General features: G+C 69.0%; 17 protein-coding genes. 8 read left to right on the top strand and 9 right to left on the bottom strand.

Annotation, left to right across the window (positions count from 1 at the left end; all coding sequences use genetic code 11):
• The first annotated feature begins 296 nt into the window (after positions 1-296).
• Positions 297-1853 carry an FAD-dependent monooxygenase gene (locus Q9R17_RS00790; RefSeq protein WP_308156573.1) on the top strand — a complete coding sequence of 519 codons (1557 nt, stop codon included), beginning with the start codon at positions 297-299 and terminating at the stop codon, positions 1851-1853.
• A gap of 27 nt (positions 1854-1880) precedes the next feature.
• On the opposite strand, the gene Q9R17_RS00785 is transcribed toward Q9R17_RS00790, so the two are convergent.
• From Q9R17_RS00785 to hutI, 6 genes are all read right to left on the bottom strand, one after another.
• Positions 1881-3311 carry a serine hydrolase domain-containing protein gene (locus Q9R17_RS00785; protein ID WP_308156572.1) on the bottom strand — a complete coding sequence of 477 codons (1431 nt, stop codon included), beginning with the start codon at positions 3309-3311 and terminating at the stop codon, positions 1881-1883.
• A gap of 103 nt (positions 3312-3414) precedes the next feature.
• Positions 3415-6555: an autotransporter domain-containing protein gene (locus Q9R17_RS00780; RefSeq protein ID WP_308156571.1), complete on the bottom strand. Its 3141-nt coding sequence runs from the start codon at positions 6553-6555 to the stop codon at positions 3415-3417.
• A 246-nt stretch (positions 6556-6801) separates the two neighbouring features.
• Positions 6802-8469, bottom strand: coding sequence for a urocanate hydratase (gene hutU, locus Q9R17_RS00775; protein WP_308156570.1), 1668 nt, complete (start codon positions 8467-8469; stop codon positions 6802-6804).
• On the bottom strand, positions 8466-9320 hold the full coding sequence (gene hutG / locus Q9R17_RS00770; protein ID WP_308156569.1) for an N-formylglutamate deformylase: 855 nt from the start codon (positions 9318-9320) through the stop codon (positions 8466-8468). The genes hutU and hutG overlap by 4 nt, the downstream gene beginning before the upstream one ends.
• Positions 9317-10858: a histidine ammonia-lyase gene (gene hutH, locus Q9R17_RS00765; protein ID WP_308156568.1), complete on the bottom strand. Its 1542-nt coding sequence runs from the start codon at positions 10856-10858 to the stop codon at positions 9317-9319. The genes hutG and hutH overlap by 4 nt, the downstream gene beginning before the upstream one ends.
• Positions 10855-12078 carry an imidazolonepropionase gene (gene hutI, locus Q9R17_RS00760; protein WP_308156567.1) on the bottom strand — a complete coding sequence of 408 codons (1224 nt, stop codon included), beginning with the start codon at positions 12076-12078 and terminating at the stop codon, positions 10855-10857. Before hutI ends, hutH begins: the two co-directional genes overlap by 4 nt.
• Positions 12079-12145: 67 nt before the next feature.
• Between hutI and Q9R17_RS00755 the strand changes: the two genes are divergently transcribed.
• From Q9R17_RS00755 to Q9R17_RS00740, 4 genes are read left to right on the top strand one after another with little or no spacing between them, the layout of a single operon-like run.
• Positions 12146-13516, top strand: coding sequence for a formimidoylglutamate deiminase (locus tag Q9R17_RS00755; RefSeq protein WP_308156566.1), 1371 nt, complete (start codon positions 12146-12148; stop codon positions 13514-13516).
• Positions 13517-13538: 22 nt separating this feature from the next.
• Positions 13539-14267, top strand: coding sequence for a histidine utilization repressor (hutC, locus tag Q9R17_RS00750; protein ID WP_308156565.1), 729 nt, complete (start codon positions 13539-13541; stop codon positions 14265-14267).
• A 60-nt stretch (positions 14268-14327) separates the two neighbouring features.
• Positions 14328-14537, top strand: coding sequence for a type II toxin-antitoxin system HicA family toxin (locus tag Q9R17_RS00745; protein WP_308156564.1), 210 nt, complete (start codon positions 14328-14330; stop codon positions 14535-14537).
• Positions 14519-14911 carry a type II toxin-antitoxin system HicB family antitoxin gene (locus tag Q9R17_RS00740; RefSeq protein ID WP_308156563.1) on the top strand — a complete coding sequence of 131 codons (393 nt, stop codon included), beginning with the start codon at positions 14519-14521 and terminating at the stop codon, positions 14909-14911. The genes Q9R17_RS00745 and Q9R17_RS00740 overlap by 19 nt, the downstream gene beginning before the upstream one ends.
• A gap of 43 nt (positions 14912-14954) precedes the next feature.
• Here the strand turns inward: Q9R17_RS00740 and Q9R17_RS00735 are convergent, their stop codons facing one another.
• The 3 genes from Q9R17_RS00735 to Q9R17_RS00725 form a co-directional block, all read right to left on the bottom strand.
• Positions 14955-15962: a restriction endonuclease gene (locus Q9R17_RS00735; RefSeq protein WP_308156562.1), complete on the bottom strand. Its 1008-nt coding sequence runs from the start codon at positions 15960-15962 to the stop codon at positions 14955-14957.
• 252 nt (positions 15963-16214) lie between these two features.
• Positions 16215-16718 (bottom strand): phasin family protein, encoded by a 504-nt coding sequence (locus Q9R17_RS00730; protein WP_308156561.1) that lies wholly within the window; start codon positions 16716-16718, stop codon positions 16215-16217.
• Positions 16719-16798: 80 nt separating this feature from the next.
• Positions 16799-17074, bottom strand: coding sequence for a polyhydroxyalkanoic acid system family protein (locus Q9R17_RS00725; protein ID WP_308156560.1), 276 nt, complete (start codon positions 17072-17074; stop codon positions 16799-16801).
• 122 nt (positions 17075-17196) lie between these two features.
• On the opposite strand from Q9R17_RS00725, the gene Q9R17_RS00720 reads away from it, so the two are divergent.
• From Q9R17_RS00720 to pheA, 3 genes are all read left to right on the top strand, one after another.
• Positions 17197-17991 (top strand): FHA domain-containing protein, encoded by a 795-nt coding sequence (locus tag Q9R17_RS00720; protein ID WP_308156559.1) that lies wholly within the window; start codon positions 17197-17199, stop codon positions 17989-17991.
• 188 nt (positions 17992-18179) lie between these two features.
• A complete protein-coding gene (gene serC, locus Q9R17_RS00715; protein WP_308156558.1) occupies positions 18180-19265 on the top strand; it encodes a 3-phosphoserine/phosphohydroxythreonine transaminase in 1086 nt (361 codons plus the stop codon).
• A gap of 51 nt (positions 19266-19316) precedes the next feature.
• Positions 19317-20477 carry a prephenate dehydratase gene (gene pheA, locus Q9R17_RS00710; RefSeq protein WP_308156557.1) on the top strand — a complete coding sequence of 387 codons (1161 nt, stop codon included), beginning with the start codon at positions 19317-19319 and terminating at the stop codon, positions 20475-20477.
• Positions 20478-20510: the final 33 nt, after the last annotated feature.

Below are 20510 nucleotides of genomic sequence, written 5' to 3'. Positions count from 1 at the left end.
ACTGCTGGTGGAATGAGCGCTGCGGTAGGGGCGCAGAGGGCTTGCCGCCGCGCCGGGCTGCGCGCACCATGGCGCGGTCGAAAATGGTGGGCCGGCGTGGTGAGCCCCGGCCAGCTGCAGGGCACTGCCCGGCAGCCATAATCCAGCCCATTGCAGGGCCGCGGACCCCGACAGAAGGCGGACATGTGCCGTTTCCTGTCACCGTGTGCCCGGGCGCTGCCGCCCATGCCCCAACGCAGGAACCCCAGCACAGTCCTTTGCCGTTGCCTGCGGCATTGTCGATCTGGAGTTCGTCCATGCAACACACCCCTGTCCTGATCATCGGCGGCAGCCTGGTAGGCCTGTCCGCGTCCCTGTTCCTGTCACTGCGCGGCGTGCCGCACGTGCTGGTGGAAAAGCACGCCGGCAGTTCGCCGCATCCGCGCGCGATGGGCTTCACCGAACACACCCTGGAGTATTTCCGCGCCTGCGGCCTGGGCGATGCGATTCCGCATACGCCGCCGGACGCGCGCCTGCAGCGGGTGACCGCCGACAGCCTGGCCGGCACCTGGGGCGATACGCTGCCGTGGACGCCGGGCGAGCCGGGTGCCGCACCGGCCGATTTTTCGCCCTGTCGTGGTGCCGCCATCGCCCAGGACCGTCTGGAGCCCATTCTGCGCGAGGCCACGCGGGCCCGCGGGGCTGACCTGCGCTACGGCCATCGCCTGTGCGAATGGCAGGCGGTGGATGATGGCGTGGTGGCCGTGCTGGAAGATCGTTCCACCGGCGAGCGCAGCCCGATCCATGCCCGCTGGCTGCTGGCCTGCGACGGTGCCGACAGCCCGATCCGCGAACAGCTGGGCATCGCGCGCGAGGGCGTCGGCCACCTGCGCACGCTGCGCAGCGTGCTGTTCCGCTGCGAACAGGCCGATGCCTGGCTGGCGCGTGGCGTGCAGCAGTTCCAGATCGTGCAGCCGGCGCTGCAGGGCTTCCTGACCACCTACGGCGACAGCCGCTGGGTGCTGATGTTCAACGATGACCAGCTGCGCAGTGATGACGAACTGCATGCGGCGGTGCGCAAGGCGCTGGGTGCGGACATGCCGGTGGAGCTGCTGGCCACCGGCCGCTGGGAGCTGGCCGGACGCATCGCCCGGACCTACCGCGAGGGCAATGTGTTCCTGCTGGGTGACGCTGCGCATCAACTGCCGCCGACACGCGGTGGATTCGGTGCCAACACCGGCATCGATGACGCCTGGAACCTGGCGTGGAAACTGCAGCTGGTGCTGCAGGGGGTTTCCAATGAAGCGCTGCTGGACAGCTACAGCAGCGAGCGTCAGCCGATCGGCTGGCTGCGCCACCAGCAGACCTTCGCGCGCCCGGATTACGCGCGCTGGGTCGATACGCCGGTGCAGGCACCGCTGTATGGCAACGCGGCGATGGAACTGGGCCAGCTGCAGCGTTCGGCCATCGTGATCGGCGCGGGTGCAGACCTGCCGCCGGCGGCAGCGCCGGACGAATGGAAGGGCCAGCCGGGCACGCGTGCACCGCACCGATGGGTGCAGCGCGACGGGGTGACCGTCTCGACGGTGGATCTGTTCGTGCAGCACTTCACCCTGGTCAGCGAGGACCCGCAGTGGCTGCAGGCCGCGCGCGATGCAGCGGCAAAGCTGGGCCTGCCGTTGGCTACGCTGCAGCCCGGCGTGGACCTCGTGGTGGGCGACAGCGCCGCGTTCCGTGATGCCTTCGGCATCGGCCCCCATGGCGCCACGCTGGTACGCCCGGACGGGGTGGTGGCGTGGCGGCAGGCCAGCGCGGGCGAGGATGCGCTGGCCATGATGATGCAGGTGCTGCGCACGGTGGCGTGCGTGGCCTGATCCCCGGTGTGGGGGCCCGCCCGGCGGCTACGGGGCGGGCTTGGCCAACGCACGCGACTTCGCGTAGAGCGCCTCGGCGATGTCCTTCTCACCGAGCGCGGCATGGCACTCGGCCAGGCTGTCCCAGGCATTGGCCGAGGCGGGATGCAGCACGGTGTTGAGGGCGAACACCTTCAATGCCGCGCGTGCGCCCAGGCTTTCGCGGATGGCATAGCCGTCGGCGTTGATCGCCTTCTCCAGTGCATCGGTGGCAACACGCGAGGTGTCGCGCAGCCAGGCCTGCATCGTCGGGTCGGCGGCGGGACTGTCATCCAGCGCATAGGCGATCAGTCGTTCGGATAGCACCGCGTGGGGGAAATCCCGCGGTGCCGCTACCGCCATCGTGCTTTCCACCAGCGTGCTCGACCAGACATTGCGGGCGCTGCCGTTGGTCAGGTAGACAAACACCCAGTAGCCATCGGCAAGGCTGCCTTTGTACGCCAGCCGTACGCGCACGCGCGTGCCGCCGTCATGGCCGACCTGGGTGTAGCCGTCGGTGCGGGTGGTATCCCAGCCGGTTGAAAAAAAATTGCTGCCACCACCGCGCAGGGCCTGGGGTTGCCAGAGCTTCTCCAGCGTGGCCACGCGTACCAGCTTGCCGGTGGCCAGCGCCTGCAGGAAGCGGTTCATGTCGCCCACGGTGGTCTGCAGGTCGGCATGGCCCCAGCCATAGGCGGGCCACGGGTCTTCGTTGGCCGGCTGCAGTGTGCCGTCCTTGCCGATGTACGGCACCGCCGCGCGCTGCACCGGCACGCTGGCCAGTCCCCAGGACGTACTGTGCATCTTCAGCGGCCGCAGGATGCGCTCGCGTGCGATGGCGGGGTAGGGCGTGCCGTACTGCGCTTCCAGCAGCGCGGTCAGCACCAGGTAGTTGGCCTGCGTGTACTGCACGCGGCTGCCGGTGGTGAACTGCATCGGTGCTGCGCCGGCCACCTTCAGGGCGGCGGCAAGGGTGGGCGCCACGCCGGCGTAACCCTTGCTGACCCAGCGGTTGTCGATGCGCTCGTAGTACTCGCCGATGCCCGAGCTGTGGTTGAGGAAATCGCGCACGTGGATCGCCTGCCAGGCTGTCGGCAGGTCCGCCACATAGCGGCTGGCCGGTGCATCCAGATCGACCTTGCCTGCGTCCACCAGCTGCATCACCAGGGTGCTGGTCAGCAGCTTGGCCATCGACTGCGCGGCGAAAATGGTATCGACGCTCGCGCGTGCGTGCGTGGCCGGATCACGTTCGCCGCTGGCGCCCTGGTACAGCAGCGTGCCGTTGTGCGCGACCAGCACCGCCTGCCCGGCGATGCCGTAGCGATCACGGTTGGCCTGCAATTGAGCATCCAGTCGGGTGGTCAGGCCGGGCGCGGCGGCGAGTACGGTACCCGGCAGCAGGCAGAGCAGGGCGAAGGCAGGGCGGAGCAGGCGGTTCATGGCGCATCAACCCGGGGATGAGGCCGCACTATGGAAACCCCACCGTGGCCCGGTCAAGGGCCATCGGTGGGGCGGCGATGCCGGTCGCGGCGCCGGTGATGGCTCAGCGGCCGAAGGCCTTCTCCACGCCCAGCAGCACCGACTGGTCGTTGCCGCTGCTGTTGTCCAGGCGTACCTGGTACTCGGCCCGCAGCATCCAGTCGCTGGCCGTGCGCACGCCGATGCCCGCGCCGAGCAGGCCATGGCTGCGTGACTGCCCGTACAGCGTGGTGCGGTACAGCGGGCTGCCGGGCAGATCGGCGTACCCCAGCCGGGCGTCCTGTGCGCCCTGCAGGTCACGCCCGAACTCGGCGCGCAGCTGCGGCGACCACACCGCCTCGTCGTGCTTGATGGCCCAGCGTGCCAGCGCACCCACGGTGGCGGTGGACAGGGTCACGGTCTGTGCTTGGTAGGCCAGCGCGTATACCGCATCGCCCTGTTCGGTGAAGCCGTCCAGGCGCGCACGCGCCGCGTCCAGCCGCGCGTAGGGCGTGAATTCCAGCGTCTTGCCGATGAAACGGTAGCCGCTGGACAGCGAGCCGAACCACTGGGTGCCATCGCGGCTGCCGTGCACCTGCCCGCCGGTATCGGTCACATGGCGGCGCGAATCCAGCGACAGCCACTGGTAGCCCAGCAACGCATCGATGAACACGGCCTCCGACGGCCGGTAGCTGGCGTACAGCGCGGCGCTGTAGCTGTCCACCGTGCTGCGGCTGCCCTTGTTGCCGATGTCCGAGCTGTCGTGGCCGTAGCCGATGCCGCCGCCCAGCGACAAGCGGCTGCTGATCGCCCGGTCCGCGCCCAGGCTCAGCCCGGCGGTGGTGAAGTCGGTGCCGCTGTCACGCCCGCCGCTGCGTGCCGTGCCGAAGTTCAGCGCACCGCCGGTCCACAGTGACCATTCGCCGAGCAGGCCACCGGGCTGCTGCAGGCCAGCCGCTGACGGCGTGGCCGGTGATTGCGCATCGGCCTGCACCAAGTACCGCCGGCTGGCGTCCTGCAGGTCCTGCGCCATCGTGTTGCCGGGTGGCTGGCGTGCGGCATGGGCCGCGCCCAGGGTAATGCCGTTGCTGAAACCGCCGCTGCCCCCGCTGCGCAGCTGCTCCAGGCGGCGCTGGAAATTGCCGATCTGTCCCAGTGCCATGCGCCGGGCGGCATCGGCCTGCGCCGACAGGAGGCCGCGCACTTCCGCATCCTGGCTGGGATCGCTGCGCGGGGTCACCGTCACGGTGACCGTGCCGACAGCAGAGCTCGCGTAGGCATTGCTCAGCGTGTAGCCGATCAACGCCGCGCCGCCGAAGGTGGGCGCCGCCTCGAAGCTCAGCACATAGCCGTCCGGGGTGGACTGCACGCGCGCGGTGCCGGCGGCTGCGGGGGACACTGACAGCACGTTGGCCGCCGTGAACGGCCCACCGCGCGCGGCACGGCTCAGATTGACCTGTACGCTCTGGCCGGCCAGTGCGCTGGCGGCGACCGGGGCGACCACCGGGACCGGGTTGACGGTCAAGGTCACGCGGGCCGGCTGCGAGGCGCCGAACACGTTGCTCAGGGTGTAGTCGAAGCTGGCCGTCCCGCTGAAATCGGCCGCGGCGGTGTAGCGCAGCTCGGTGCCCTGCACCTGCACGCTGCCGGTGGCGGGCGGGCCGGTGATGGCCGCTGCGGTGAACGGGCCATTGCTGGCCCCGTCGGTGGCCTTGAGGGTGACCGTGGCACCGGCCAGCACGACGGCTGTCTGCGCGGTGGCCACCGGCACCGGGCCTGCGCTGACGGTCAGCGTCACCGTGGCTGGCGGTGAGGTACCGCCCGGGCCGGTCGCGGTGTACTGCAGCGTGTCGGTGCCGACGTAGTTCTGCGCTGGCGTGTAGGTGATCTGTGTCCCGGTGATCACCGCGCTGCCATGGGCGGGTGCCTGGGTGATCGCGAGCTGGGTGATCGGCCCGGTGTCATTGTGCGTCACATCGAGCGTGACACTGCCGTTGGCAGCGACGGCACCGGTATCGTCCACCGCGACCGGTACCGGCTGGGCGAGGCTGATCGTGTAGGCCTGCGAACTGGTCGCACCGAAACTGTCGGTTGCTGTCACGGTGAAGGTGGCCTGGCCTGTGGTGACCGGCGTACCGGACAGCACGCCGCTCGGCGACAGCACCAGGCCAGTGGGCAGGCTGCCGCTGGTGACGGCGTAGCTGTACGGCGCGATGCCGCCGGTCACGCCCAGGGTCGTGGTGGGGTAGGCTACACCTGCCTGGCCGGTGGGCAGGGTGGGTGGGGTGAACACGAACGGCGGAGCGATGACGGCGAGAACGTAATTCTGGGTGGCGGTCTGGCCGGCCAGATCCATCACCTCCACGGTGACCGGGTAGGTGCCGGACGCCGTGGGAAAACCGCTGATCTGCCCGGCAGGGCTCAACACCAGCCCGTTGGGCAACGCGCCGCTGCTGAGACGGAAGCTGTACGGCGGCGAGCCGTTCTGCGCGACCACGGTCTGCGAATAGGCGACCCCGCGCGTGGGGTTGGGGAGGGACGTGGTGATGATGGTTACCGCGCCGCCGGGGATGGTGATCTGGAAAGACTGCGATACCTCGGGGGCGGGGGTATAGGTGCCATCGCCCGTCTGGCGTGCGACGACCGTGCAGGTGCCGGGCGCCTTGGCACGCAGCTGGTTGGCAGAGGGGAAGTCGCAGACGTTCGTCGTCTGCGAGACCAGCAGCACCTGCAGGCCGGAGGTACTGCTGGCCGACAGCGTCGTGGTGGTGCCGAAGTTCAGTGAACCGGGATTGGTGAACGTGATGGTCTGCGTGATCTGTGGCGTGACGGCGGCCGAGGGCGCCGACGGCGGGCTGTCACCGTCGGCGTTGCGTGCGGTGACCGTGAACGTGTAGCGGGTGCCGCGGACCAGGCCGTTGACCGTGACCGGGCTGGCAGGACCGGTCGCCATCAAGCCCCCGGGGCTGGCGGTGACGGTGTAATCGAGGATCGGGTTTCCGCCCGTATTTCCCGGTGCGCTGAAGCTCACGTCCGCCGAAGCCGGCGTGGCCGCGCTGCCGGGTGCCGCGGCAGCGCTGACGCCGGTGGGTGCATCCGGCACGGCTGCCTGGCTGCTGGCCGGTGCCAAGCTGCACAGGATCAGGAACACCAGCACCAGCAACGGCGCCACGGTTGGCTGGCGGCCCAGCGCGCTCGCGCCGTTCCGTTCGAAGCATCCGAACATGTAACCCCCTGGTGCGGACCGCCGCCGCATCGGACAACGCGCCCCGTGCGTGCCGACAACATCCGCTGTGATCGATGTTTCCCCTGGCCTGCGCGGGGCAGGCCGAGTGCATCATACCCAACCCCCCGTCATATGCGAGGTTGGTCACATTATCGGGTGCGCCAGCACCGTACCGACCAACGGCAGGGCGGTGGCGCAGGGCGGTGCCGGCCAGGGCCGGCAGCGCCCGTCACCCGCTGCGGCCGGTCAGCCCAGGATGCCGGGCAGATCCAGCCCCTTTTCCTTCGCGCAGTCGATCGCGATCTGATAGCCCGCATCGGCATGGCGCATCACGCCGGTAGCCGGGTCGTTCCACAGCACACGGCCGATGCGCTTGGCGGCCGCTTCGGTGCCATCGCACACGATGACCATACCGGCATGCTGCGAGAAGCCCATGCCGACGCCGCCGCCGTGGTGCAGCGACACCCAGGTGGCGCCGCTGGCGGTGTTGAGCAGGGCATTGAGCAGCGGCCAGTCGGACACCGCATCGGAGCCGTCGGCCATCGCTTCGGTTTCGCGGTTCGGCGAGGCCACGCTGCCGCTGTCCAGATGGTCGCGGCCGATCACCACCGGCGCCTTCAGCTCGCCGTTGGCGACCATCTCGTTGAAGGCCAGGCCGAGGCGATCGCGGTCGCCCAGGCCGACCCAGCAGATGCGTGCGGGCAGGCCCTGGAACTTGATCTTCTCGGCCGCCATGTCCAGCCAGCGGTGCAGGTGCGGGTTGTCCGGAATCAGCTCCTTCACCTTGGCATCGGTCTTGGCGATGTCCTCGGGGTCGCCACTCAGCGCGGCCCAGCGGAACGGGCCGATGCCGCGGCAGAACAGCGGGCGGATGTAGGCCGGCACGAAGCCGGGGAAGTCGAAGGCGTTGTCGACGCCTTCTTCCAGCGCCATCTGCCGCAGGTTGTTGCCGTAATCCACGGTGGGCACGCCCAGTGCGTGGAAGCCGAGCATGGCGCGGATATGGTTGGCCATCGAGGCGCGCGCGGCTTTTTCCACGTCCTTCGGTGCCGAGACACGCTTGTCGTCCCACTGCTCGACGGTCCAGCCCTGCGGCAGGTAGCCATTGACCGGGTCGTGCGCCGAGGTCTGGTCGGTCAGCAGGTCCGGCTTGATGCCACGCTTGAGCAGTTCGGCCAGCACGTCGGCCACGTTGCCCAGCAGGCCCACCGACGTCGGTGTACCGGCCTTGCACGATTCATCGATCAGGCGCAGCGCTTCATCCAGGTTGTCGGTCCAGGTGTCCAGGTAGCCGGTGCGCAGGCGCATGTCGATGCTGCTCTTGCGGCATTCGACGGCCAGGCAGGAAGCGCCGGCCATCACCGCGGCCAGCGGCTGTGCGCCGCCCATGCCGCCCAGGCCACCGGTGAACAGCCACTTGCCGGTCAGGTCACCACCGAAATGCTGGCGGCCCATCTCCACGAAGGTTTCGTAGGTGCCCTGCACGATGCCCTGCGCGCCGATGTAGATCCAGCTGCCGGCGGTCATCTGGCCATACATGGCCAAGCCTTTCTTATCCAGCTCGTTGAAGTGGTCCCAGTTGGCCCAGCGCGGCACCAGGTTGGAATTGGCGATCAGCACGCGCGGTGCATCGGCATGGGTACGGAACACGCCCACCGGCTTGCCCGACTGCACCAGCAGGGTCTGGTCATCGTCCAACCGCTTCAGGGTCTCGACGATGGCATCGAAGCTTTCCCAGTCACGCGCGGCACGGCCGATGCCGCCGTACACCACCAGTTCCTGCGGCCGTTCGGCCACGTCCGGGTGCAGGTTGTTCATCAGCATGCGCAGCGGCGCTTCGGTCAGCCAGCTCTTGGCGTTGAGCGTGGTGCCGGTGGGCGCGAGGATCGTGCGGGACGGGTCGTTGCGGGTCATGCGGCACTCCGGTTCGTAGCGAATTCAAGGCAGGCGTTAAGCACCTGCGCCAGCGTGTGGCGCAGCGGTGCGGCGTGGTCGGGGTCCAGCGGGGTGGGCCAGCTGTGCTCGTCCACCTGGTCGGGCAGCGGCTCGTGCATGTAACCGCGGCAGGCCAGTTCCATCTGCAGGCTGTGCACGCCGCCGGGGATGTCACTGTAGTGGCGGGTGATCCAGCCGCCCTTGAAGCGGCCATTGCGCACCTGGCTCATGCCGCTGATCTTCAGCAGGTTTTCCACCACATCCCCCAGCGCGTTGTCGCAGGAGGTGTCCGGTGCACCGGAGGGACCGGCGGTGCCGAGGTTGAACTGCGGCAGCTCGCCGTCGAACAGGTGCGGGATATGCGAGCGGATCGAATGCGCGTCGTACACCACCACCGTGCCGTGGCGCGCCCGCAGGCGTGCGATCTGCGCGGCCAGCGCGGCGTGGTAGGGCGCGAAATAGGTGTCGCGGCGGCGTGCGATCTCCGCCGCATCCGGTTCGCGGCCCGCGTGGTACAGCGGCTGGTTGTCGAAGGTGGTCAGCGGGCACAGGCCGGTGGTGTTCTGGCCCGGGTACAGCGATGCGCCACTGGGATCGCGGTTGAGGTCGATCACCGAGCGCGAGATCGCCGAACGCACCGTGGTCGCGCCCATGCCGCGCACAAAGTCATACAGCTCGTGCACCCACCAGTCGGCGTCGCGGCGGGCCAGCCACGGCGAGTGGTAGTCGCCGATCAGGTCATGCGGCAGCTCGCTGCCGGTGTGCGGAAAGCTGACGATCAACGGGGCATCACCCTCGTGCACCGTCAGCCAGTCGGGATGGGCATTCATGCCTGCGGTTCCACGGTCGGCAACAGGTCAGTCAAGCCACGTGCCAGTGCACCGCTGCGCACCAGGTCGGTGGCCGCCACCATGTCCGGGTGGAAGTAGCGGTCTTCTTCCAGCGTCGGCACCTGTGCACGCAGGGTGGCGCGCACGGTTTCCAGCACATCGCTGGAGCGCAGCGGCGCATGGAAATCACAGCCCTGCGCGGCGGCCAGCAGTTCGATGCCGATCACGTTGGCCGCGTTCTCGGCCATCTGCAGCAGCCGGCGTGCGCCGTGCGCGGCCATCGATACGTGATCTTCCTGGTTGGCCGAGGTCGGGATCGAATCGACGCTGGCCGGGTAGGCGCGCTGCTTGTTTTCCGAGACCAGCGCCGCGGCGGTCACCTGCGGAATCATGAAGCCGGAATTCAGGCCCGGGCGCGGGGTCAGGAAGGCGGGCAGGCCGGACAGCGCCGGGTCCACCAGCATCGCCAGGCGGCGCTCGCTGATCGAACCGATCTCGCACACCGCCATTGCCAGCATGTCCGCGGCGAAGGCCACCGGCTCGGCGTGGAAGTTGCCACCGGACAGCGCTTCGCCGGTGTCGGTGAACACCAGCGGATTGTCGGACACGCCGTTGGCTTCGATTTCCAGCGTGGTCGCGGCCTGGCGCAGGATGTCCAGCGCCGCGCCCATCACCTGCGGCTGGCAGCGCAGGCAGTACGGGTCCTGCACGCGCACGTCGTTGTCGCGGTGCGATTCGCGGATCGCTGAGCCCTGCATCAGCGTGCGCAGCGTGGCGGCGGTGGCGATCTGCCCGCGCTGGCCACGGATGGCGTGGATGCGCGGGTCGAACGGGGTGTCCGAGCCCTTGGCCGCTTCCACCGACAGCGCGCCGGTCACCAGCGCGGCCTGGAACACGGTTTCGATCTCGAACAGGCCCGCCAGCGCATAGGCGGTGGAGAACTGGGTGCCATTGAGCAGGGCCAGGCCTTCTTTCGCATCCAGTTCCACCGGCTGCAGGCCGGCGCGCGCCAGCGCATCAGTGGCCGGCAGGCGTTCGTCACCGAGGAAGGCTTCGCCCACGCCCAGCATGACGCTGGCCAGGTGCGAAAGCGGGGCCAGATCGCCGGAGGCGCCGACCGAGCCCTGCGCTGGCACCACCGGCAGCACGCCCCTGACCAGCATCGCTTCCAGCAGCAGCAGCGTTTCCTCGCGCACGCCCGAGGCGCCCTGGGCCAGGCTGACCAGCTTCAGTGCCATCATCAGCCGCACTACGGCAGCGGGCATCGGCTCGCCCACGCCCGCCGCGTGCGACAGCACGATGTTCCGCTGCAGGGTGGCCAGGTCCTCGCGCTCGATGCGCACGCTGGCCAGCTTGCCGAAGCCGGTATTGATGCCGTACACCGGCGCGCCCTTGGCGACGATGGCGGCCACGGCGGCCGCGCTGGCACGCACCACCGGCAAGGCGGCCGGGTCCAGCGCAAGCGGCGCACCGCGGTAGACCTGTCGCCACTGGGCGAGGGTGACATGGCCGGGACGAAGAACCAGGGTGTTGCTCATGTGTTGCTCCAGGAAGCAGGCAGGTCGGGCTGCCCGCGCACCACGCGCGCGTGCAGCGGGTTGAATCCCATGCGATAGACCAGGTCGGCCGGCGCGTCGATGTCCCAGATCGCCAGGTCGCAGTCCAGGCCCACCGCCAGGCGGCCGATGCGGTCCGCGCGGCCGAGGGCGCGTGCGGCTTCACGGGTGAAGCCGGCGATGCACTCGTCCACGGTCAGGCGGAACAGGGTGGCGCCCATGTTCATCGCCAGCAGCGGGCTGGTCAGCGGTGAGGTACCGGGGTTGCTGTCGGTAGCCAGGGCCAGCGGCACGCCGGCCGCACGCAGCGCGGCGATCGGGGGCAGGGTGGTATCGCGGGTGAAGTAGAAGGCGCCGGGCAGCAGCACGGCCACGGTGCCGGCGGTGGCCATGGCGGCGATGCCGGCGTCATCCAGATGTTCGATGTGGTCGGCCGACAGCGCGCCGAAGCCGGCGGCCAGTTCGGCGCCGTGCTGGTTGCTCAGCTGTTCGGCGTGGATCTTCACCGCCAGCCCGTGCGCGCGTGCGGCCTCGAATACCTGCCGCGCCTGCGCCGGCGAAAACGCGATGTTCTCGCAGAACACATCCACCGCTTCGGCCAGGCCTTCGGCGGCGATGGCCGGAATCATCACCTCGCACACCTCATCGGTGTACTCCTGTGCCTGTCGGCCGGGTGGCACCGCGTGCGCACCGAGGAAGGTCGGTACCACGTTCACCTGGCACTGCCGGCCCAGCGTACGGGCGACCTGCAACTGCTTGCGCTCGTCGTCCAGGGTCAGGCCGTAGCCGGATTTGATCTCCACCGTGGTCACGCCCTCGGCGCGCATCGCCAGCAGGCGCGGGCGGCTTTCGCGTGCCAGCTGGTCCGGGCTGGCGGCACGGGTGGCGCGCACGGTGGAGACGATGCCGCCGCCGGCGCGGGCGATGTCGGCATAGCTGGCCCCCTGCAGGCGCTGCTCGAATTCGTTGGCGCGGTTGCCGGCGTAGACCAGGTGGGTGTGGCAGTCGATCAGGCCGGGCGAGATCCAGCGGCCTTCGCCGTCGATGCGGGTGGCCGGGCGCAGGTGGCCATCGCTGCCGGCCGGGCCGATGTGGACGATGCGGCCGTCGGCGGCGGCCAGCACTGCATCGCGCAGGATGCCCAGGCCATCCCCGTCCAGGGTCATCAGGTGGACGTTGGACCAGAGCGTATCGCAGTGCATGGCATCCCCATCGCGGCTGTGCTTATATGTCTATACAATAAAGCCGTCCTTTTCGGGTTGTCCAGCCATGATCGATCCGCGTTCCCCCGCCGCCTTCCACGCTGAACAGGCCCTGCTGCCGCAGGGCTGGGCGCGCGATGTGCGCCTGCAGGTCAGCCAGGGCCGGATCAGCGCCATCAGCAGTGGCCAGCCAGCGCAGGCCGGGGATGAGCGCCTGCCGATCCTGGTGCCGGGCCTGCCCAACCTGCACAGCCACGCTTTCCAGCGCGGCATGGCCGGCCTGACCGAGATCGGCGGCGGCGACGGCGACAGTTTCTGGAGCTGGCGCGAACTGATGTACCGTTTCCTGGCCCACCTGCACCCGGAAGCGGTCGAGGCCATCGCGGCCCAGGCCTACATGGAAATGCTGGAAAGCGGCTTCACCCGCGTCGGTGAATTCCACTACCTGCACCACCAGGCCGACGGCCAGCCCTACGCCGAACGGGCGGAGATGAGTGCGCGCATCGCCGCGGCGGCGGCACAGACCGGCATCGGCCTGACCCTGTTGCCGGTGTTCTACGCCCATGCCGATTTCGGTGGCGCGCCGCCCAATCCGGCACAGCGCCGGTTGATCCATGACGTGGACGGTTTCGCGCAGCTGCTCGACGGTGCGCGCCATGCACTGGCCACGCTGCCCGACGCCGTGCTGGGCTTCGCACCGCACAGCCTGCGCGCGGTGACCGGCGAAGAGCTGGCAGCGCTGCTGCCGTTGAACGCGGGCCCGGTGCACATCCATATCGCCGAGCAGGTGCGCGAGGTCGACGCCTGCGTGGCCTGGAGCGGCCAGCGCCCGGTGCAATGGCTGTACGCGCATGCGCCGGTGGATGCGCGCTGGTGCCTGGTGCATGCCACCCATATCACCGATGACGAACGTGCAAGCATCGTCGCCAGCCAGGCGGTGGCCGGGCTGTGCCCGATCACCGAAGCCAACCTCGGCGATGGCCTGTTCCCGATGCAGGCCTTCGCGCGTGAGGGCGGGCGTTTCGGCGTCGGTTCCGATTCCAACGTGCTGATCGATGCGGCCGAAGAACTGCGCCTGCTCGAGTACGGCCAGCGCTTGACCCTGCGCGGGCGCAACATGCTCGCCCCCGACGCCACCCGCAGCAGCGGGCGCTATCTCTACGAAGGGGCGGTCAACGGCGGTGCACAGGCGCTGGGCGTGGCCGCCGGCCTGCAGGTGGGCGCCAGTGCCGATCTGCTGGCGCTGGATCCGCTGCACCCGGCCCTGGTCGGCCGCAGCGGCGATGCGCTGCTTGACAGCTGGATCTTCGCTGCACGTAATGGCGCGCTGCGCGCCGTCTGGCGCCATGGCCGCCAGGTGGTGGCCGATGGCCGCCACCTGCAGCGCGATGCCATCACCGCCCGGTTCGCGCAGGCCCTGCGCGGCGTGCTGGGCTGAGTCCTTCCCTGCCGAGACCCCCGTGACCGTCCGCAAGTCCGCCACGCTCAACCAGCGCATCCGCAGCGACCTGGAAAGCCGCATCCTCAGCGGCGAATGGGCGCCGGGCTTCCGCATTCCGTTCGAGCACGAGCTGATGGAACAGTACGGCTGCTCGCGGATGACGGTGAACAAGGTGCTGACCGCGCTGGCCGAGAGCGGCATGATCGAGCGCCGTCGCCGCGCCGGTTCATTCGTGGCGCGCCAGCCACCGCACCTGGAGCAGGTGGCGCTGGAGATTCCCGACATCGCCATGGAAGTCGGTTCGCGGGGGCACCAGTACGGCTACCGCCTGCTGCGCCGCGAGCTGCGTGCTGCCGAAGCGGGCAACGCCGGTGAGGAGGAACTGGCCGGCGGCGACAGGCTGCTGGCGATGCGCTGCCTGCACCTGGCCGATGGTCGGCCGCTGGCACTGGAGCATCGCCTGATCAGCCCGGTCGGGGTGCCGGAGGTGCTGGCGGTCGATTTCGAGGTGACCGCGCCGGGCAGCTGGCTGCTGCAGAACGTGTCCTGGACCCGCGCCCAGCATCGCATCAGCGCCTGGGGCGCCGACGCCGCCAGCGCCAAGCTGCTGGCGGTGCCACAGGGCACCGCGTGCCTGGTGATCGAGCGCCTGACCTGGCGCGGCGACCAGCCGATCACCCGGGTGCGGCAGATGTTCCTGGGCGATGCGTGGGATCTGGTGGCGCGCTTCGCGCCGGGTGGACGCTGACACGGCGGAGTGTCGTGTTGCACTCTGTTGTGTCGTGTGTACGATGTGTATGGTCGTCGCATGAAAAGCGGCGACCTCATCCGGGAGCTGGAGGCAGCAGGTTGGACCTGCCGCCGGATTCGTGGCTCCCATCATGTATTCAGGCATCCGCACCTGCCCTACATCATCACGGTGCCACACCCCCGCAAGGATCTGGGTAAAGGGCTGGTGCAGGCGGTGCGGAAGCTGGCAGGACTGACGCAGGAGGTCCGATGCGATATCCAGCCTTGATTGAACCGGGCGATGAAAGCACGGCGTGGGGGGTGGTTGTGCCGGATCTGCCGGGCTGTTTTTCGGCCGGCGATACGCTCGATGAGGCCATCGAAGCGGCAGAGCAGGCCGTGCTTGGTTGGATGGATGCTGCGCTCGATGCCGGCCGGGCAATTCCACGCCCGTCATCCCCGCAACAGGTTGCAGCCGACGCCGGGCGTGAGGGGAACTGGATACTGGCGTACATCTACGTTGACCCGGCCGCGCTCGATGACACGCTGGAGCGTGTCAACATCAGCCTGCCGCGGCGGATCCTTGCCCGTCTGGATGCACAGGCCAAGGCGGCCGGTGAATCACGGTCCAGCTATATCGCGCACCTGGCCGCGCTGGGGTGAGCGGACGCGCGCGACAACACCGGCATCCGGCGGGTTCATGCCCTCACATCGTCGCGCACTGGCGCCAGCGCACGGGCTCTTCCACACCGGGGCGGGCATTGAGCTGGATGCGCACGGTACGCAGCGCGGGGTAGTGCAGCACCTGGTCGCAGATCAGCGGCCAGATGGCGTCGATGTCACCGGTGCGGTTGATGGCCAGGGTCTGCCGGGTCAGCCAGACGCCACTGGCCACGCCGGGTTGCCGGGCCAGGTCATGGGACAGCTGCCGCTGGTAGCGTTCCAGCGTGGCGGCATCGGGGTTCGGGTCGGAGCGGTCATCGCCTGCAGTGGCGGCCGGCGCGACGGCCGGTGCCGGGGCGGCCGTGAGCGGGGAGGGCGTTGCCACGGGCGCGGCCGGTGCGGTGGGCGCCACGGGGGCGGCGGCCGGCTCGGGCACCGGCGGTGCCTCCCGTTCCGCCACGGTGGTCTGGTAACCCAGGCCTGCCAGCAGGCCCAGCGTGCAGGCCCCCAGCAGGGCGATGGCGGTACGGCGCAGCGCTTCATTGCGCGCCGTGGCGCGCACGCGGCTTTCGATGTCGCCGGGCAGGTAGGGCTGCAGCAGCGGCCACAGGCGCGGACCGTCCAGCACATCCACGCCCTGCTTGAGCGCAGCAGCCAGGCCATCACGCTCCACCCGGCCTTCGGTGATCAGCAGCCCGCCCTTGGCGCCGGCCAGCCGAGCAGCGGCCCCCAGTTCGTTCACCGCTGCGGTGCCGATGCGGTAGGCCAGCCCGTGCTTGCACGACACCAGCCAGCGGTGGGGGCCATCGCTGAGCAGGAAATCACTGCTGGGCTCGCGGCTGTCGGCCTGGCCGTCGCCCACGTCGTGCAGGCCACGCTGTTCGTGCAGTGCGCGCTTGACCAGCGTGGAGAACTCGCGCCAGTGCATGCCGGCCAATGCCTGCAGGCCCAGTTGCATTTCCTTCCGGCGACGCTTGAACCACCACAGGTACACGGTGGCCAGGCCACCGGAGAGCACGGCCAGCAGCAGGGCCAGAATCCAGGAGAACATGCAGGAGGGGAGCGGGACAGCCGGAAAGGAAAGGACAGTGTAAAGGTCCCTTCCGACAATGGGATCAGGTCATTCCTGACAGGAATCGTGACGCGGCGCCCATTTCAATCGTTGCCCCGGGACGCAGGCATGAAAAACCCGCCAATCCGGAAGCCGTGAGGGGAGGGAACAAACGGCAGCAGGTGGATTGGCGGGTTCGTCCCGATTGTCACCAAAGCTTTGCTGCTTTGCAACAACCGGTGGCCGTCGGGTTCAGGGTGCAGCGCCGGGCGCCTGATGGCTGCCCGGGGTGGGCTCGCCGCTGGCAGGGCTGGCGGCGCGGTTTTCCAGGCGGGCGATGCGGCTGTTGAGCGCGTCCAGGCGCGCTTCCAGCGCGGCGAATTCGTCGGCGGTGGGCACATGCAGGCGCTTGAGCACCCCCTGGACCTGGTCGTCGAACGCCTTTTCCACTTTGGTCCAGGTGCCGCTGGCCTTTTCGCGTGCCTCGTCCAGCGACTGCTCGACGTTGTCGCGCCAGCCCGGGCCCTGGTCGGCATGGCGCTCGCGGCGGCGCTGTTCCCAGGCCTCGCCTTCCTTCACCAGCGAATCGAAGAAACGGCCCCCTTCGGCCTGTGCACGGCCCAGCGCGCCCAGCCCGGCCAGCCAGACCTGCTGCGCCGAATCGCTGAAGCGGCGCGAGAAGCGTTCGGCCTGTTCGCCGAAGGATGCCTTGTCTTCCTCATCGCGGTGGCGGTCGTCATGATCGTAGGTGTTCATGTGCTGTCCTCGGGCAGGGGAGACCTGCCTTGGAGACTACCGCGCCGCCGGTTGCAGGACCGTGATGGCCCCGCCGGGGTTCAGCCGAGCTTTTCCTTCAGCACCCGCTGGATCTCGCTTTCCACCATGCCCTTCATGGCCGACAGCAGGAAGCCCAGCTTGGCGCTCACGCGCACCGCACCGGGCAGCAGTTCGATGGCCCCATCGACGCCGCTGCCGTTGAAATCCAGCACATCGCCGCGCCAGCTGGACTTCAGGCCGAAGCGCTCGGCCAGCTTGGCGGCGACGTCCTCGATGGCCTGGCGGGCCTGCGGTTCGGGCAGGGAATGGGCGTGGCGGACATCAATGGTGGACATGCAGGTTCCTTGCGCGAGGCGGGAAATTCCAGGAGGGCGTGCATTGTGCGCATCGCGGCGGCCTGCGCCAAGCGGTGCGCGGGTTCTTCTGCACCTGCGAGCAACCTGCTAGGCTGCGCCGCGTGCAGAACCTGCTTGTCCACTTCAGCCAGCAACACCACCCCGACCAGCCCTTGAAGCCGGGGGTGCAGCGCATCGTGCGCCAGGCCAACGGCAGCGTGCGGCTGGGCGATGGCAGCCATGGCGCCCTGCTGCTGGCGCAGTTCTGCCTGGATGATCGCGGCCTGTGGCTGCAGGTGGCCAATGGCATCCGTGGCATCCACGTCAACGGCCGCCCGGTGCGGCGCATGGCCCTGCTGCGTGCCGGTGATGCGGTGTACGTGGATGGCGTGGAAATGGTGCTGCAGGGCGAGGTGGACATGCCGTCCCAGCCGCCGGCCCCGAAGGATGCCGGCGATGACCAGATGCTGCTGCGCGGCGTGGGCGGCCTGCACCATGGCCGCGGCTACACGCTGGCCCGGCCGCGGGTGATCGGGCAGGGCATCGATGCGGACATCGCCATCGACGAGCCCGGTTTCGCCAGCCAGCATGCCCGGGTGGAAGTACACGGCGAGCGCGTGCTGCTGCGTGATCTGGGCAGCAGCGAGGGCAGTCGGGTCAACGGCCTGCCGGTGCGCCACTGCTGGCTGCAGCCGGGCGACCAGCTGGTGCTGGAAGGGCAGCATCGCTTCGTGCTGGAGGTACCGCACGACCCGCGCCGGCGCCCGCTGCCGGTGGAAGAGGACGTGCAGCCACAAGCCGACGTCCCTCCGGCGCACCTGCCCCCGGCCAAGGTACGCCGCTGGCCGTGGCTGCTGGCCAGTGCCCTACTGCTGGCCGCCGTGCTGAGCCTGCTGCTGCTGTTCGGCGCGCGCTGAGGTTGGCGTAGCCGCCGACGGGCTGTGCAGCCACGCATGGCGTGGCACTGCCGGGAATGGGCGAGGTTGGGCAGCTCGGGTGCTCAGGTCCGGCAAGCGGTTGCGGATGCAACCAAATTCCCTTGCCGGACAAGGCCGCAAGGGTGGTGCGCTGCGGCATACTAGGGCTCTTGCCCCACAGGTGTGACATGACGCGCGCGTTCAACTTCAGTGCCGGCCCTGCGATGTTGCCGGAAGCGGTCCTGCGCCAGGCGCAGGAAGAAATGCTGGAATGGCACGGCGCAGGCGCCTCGATCATGGAGATGAGCCACCGTGGCCCGGAATTCATGGCCGTGGCCGCCGAGGCCGAAGCCGATCTGCGCCGCCTGCTCGATGTTCCCGATGACTATGCCGTGCTGTTCCTGCCCGGCGGGGCGACCACCCAGCAGGCCCTGTTGCCGCTGAACTTCGCCGCTCCCGGCCAGCGTGCCGACTACGTGCTCAGTGGGCACTGGGGCAAGACCGCGGTCAAGCAGGCCGGGCCTTATGTGGCTGCCCACATCGCCGCCAGCAGCGAAGCCGGCGGCTTCCGTGACATTCCTGCCCGTGCCGGCTGGCAGCTCTCGGCCGATGCCGCCTACGTGCACATCACCGCCAACGAGACCATCCACGGCGTCGAATTCCGCGATGTACCGGACGTGGGCGATGTGCCGCTGGTGGCCGATTTCAGCTCATCCATCGCCAGCGAGCCGCTGGATGTGCGCCGCTTCGGTGTCATCTATGCCGGTGCGCAGAAGAACCTCGGCCCGGTCGGCATCGGCGTGGTGATCGTCCGCCGCGACCTGCTCGAACGCAGCGGCCAGCCGCGTGCGGACATCTTCGATTACCGCTCGCATGCCGCACGCGATTCGATGCTCAACACGCCGCCCACCTGGAACTGGTACATGGCCGGGCTGGTGTTCAAGTGGATGCTGGCCGAGGGCGGGGTGGTCGAATTCGCCAAGCGCAATGCCGCCAAGGCGGCGCTGGTGTATGCGGCCATCGATGCCTCCGGTGGCTTCTACCGCAACGACGTCGCACCGTCGGTGCGCTCGCGCATGAACATTCCCTTCTTCCTGCCCTCGGCCGATCTGGATGCGCGCTTCGTCGCCGAATCCAAGGCGGCCGGGCTGCTGGCACTGAAGGGGCACAAGGCAGTCGGTGGCATCCGTGCCTCGCTGTACAACGCCATGCCGCTGGCCGGGGCCGAGGCGCTGGTCGCCTTCATGGCCGATTTCCAGCAGCGTCACGGCTGAGCATTGAACGGCGCGTCGCGTCGGGCGCGCGCCCCGCAACAAGGATTACCGATGGCAAGCAAACCCGCCAAGAAGGCGACAAAGAAGGCCGGACCGGTCAAGGCCAAGGCAACGCCGGTTCCCACCCAGGCGCCGCTGGCGCTGGCCGATGTGCGCGCCAAGATCGACCAGATCGACCGCGACATCCAGGGCCTGATCGCCGAGCGCGCGCAGTTCGCCCACCAGGTCGGCAAGGCCAAGGGCAAGCTGGCCGCCGCCGTCGACTACTACCGCCCCGAGCGCGAAGCGCAGGTGCTGCGCATGGTGGTGGACCGCAACGAGGGCCCGCTCAGCGATGAGCTGCTGGTGCATGTGTTCCGCGAGATCATGTCCGCCTGCCTGGCCCAGCAGGAACCGCTGAAGATCGGCTACCTCGGCCCGGAAGGCACCTTCAGCCAGCAGGCCGTGCTCAAGCACTTCGGCCGCTCGGCGCTGGGCCTGCCCATGGCCAGCATCGAAGAAGTGTTCCAGGAAGTGGAAGCGGGCAACGCCGATTTCGGCGTGGTGCCGGTGGAAAATTCGGGGCAGGGCACCATCCAGATCACCCTGGACATGTTCCTGACCTCCAACCTGAAGATCTGCGGTGAAGTGGAACTGCGCGTGCAGCAGTACCTGATGTCGCGCAGTGGCCGCATCGAGGACATCGAGCGCATCTACGCCCACCCGCAGTCGTTCATGCAGACCTCGGCGTGGCTGCGTGCCAACCTGCCCAAGGCCGAGAAGATTCCGGTATCCAGCAATGCCGAAGGCGCGCGCCGCGCCCGCAATGCCGACGATGCCGCCGCCATCGGTGGCGAAAGCGCCGGCCACGTGTACGGCCTGAAGAAGGTCGTCACCAAGCCGATCCAGAACGATGCCGACAACACCACCCGCTTCCTGGTGGTGGGCCGCAACATCTTCCCCACCTCCGGCCATGACCGCACCTCGGTGCTGGTGTTCATCCATGACAAGCCCGGCGCGCTGTTCGATGTGCTCAGTCCGTTTGCCCGCCATGGCATCAGCATGAACCGCATCGAGTCGCGCCCCTCGCACCACGGCAAGTGGGAATACGGCTTCTTCATCGACCTGGCCGGCCACATCGACGATGCGCCGATGCAGGCTGCGCTGGCCGAGCTGGAAGCGCATTCGGCGCAGATCAAGATTCTCGGTTCCTATCCGGTGGCCGTGCCCTGAGCCACCGCAGGCGGCGCCACGCGCGCCGCCGCC

Source organism: Stenotrophomonas sp. 24(2023), from assembly GCF_030913365.1.
Classification (GTDB): Bacteria; Pseudomonadota; Gammaproteobacteria; order Xanthomonadales; family Xanthomonadaceae; genus Stenotrophomonas.
Note: the sequence above shows the minus strand (reverse complement) of the source record. Positions and strands in the feature narration are given on the sequence as shown.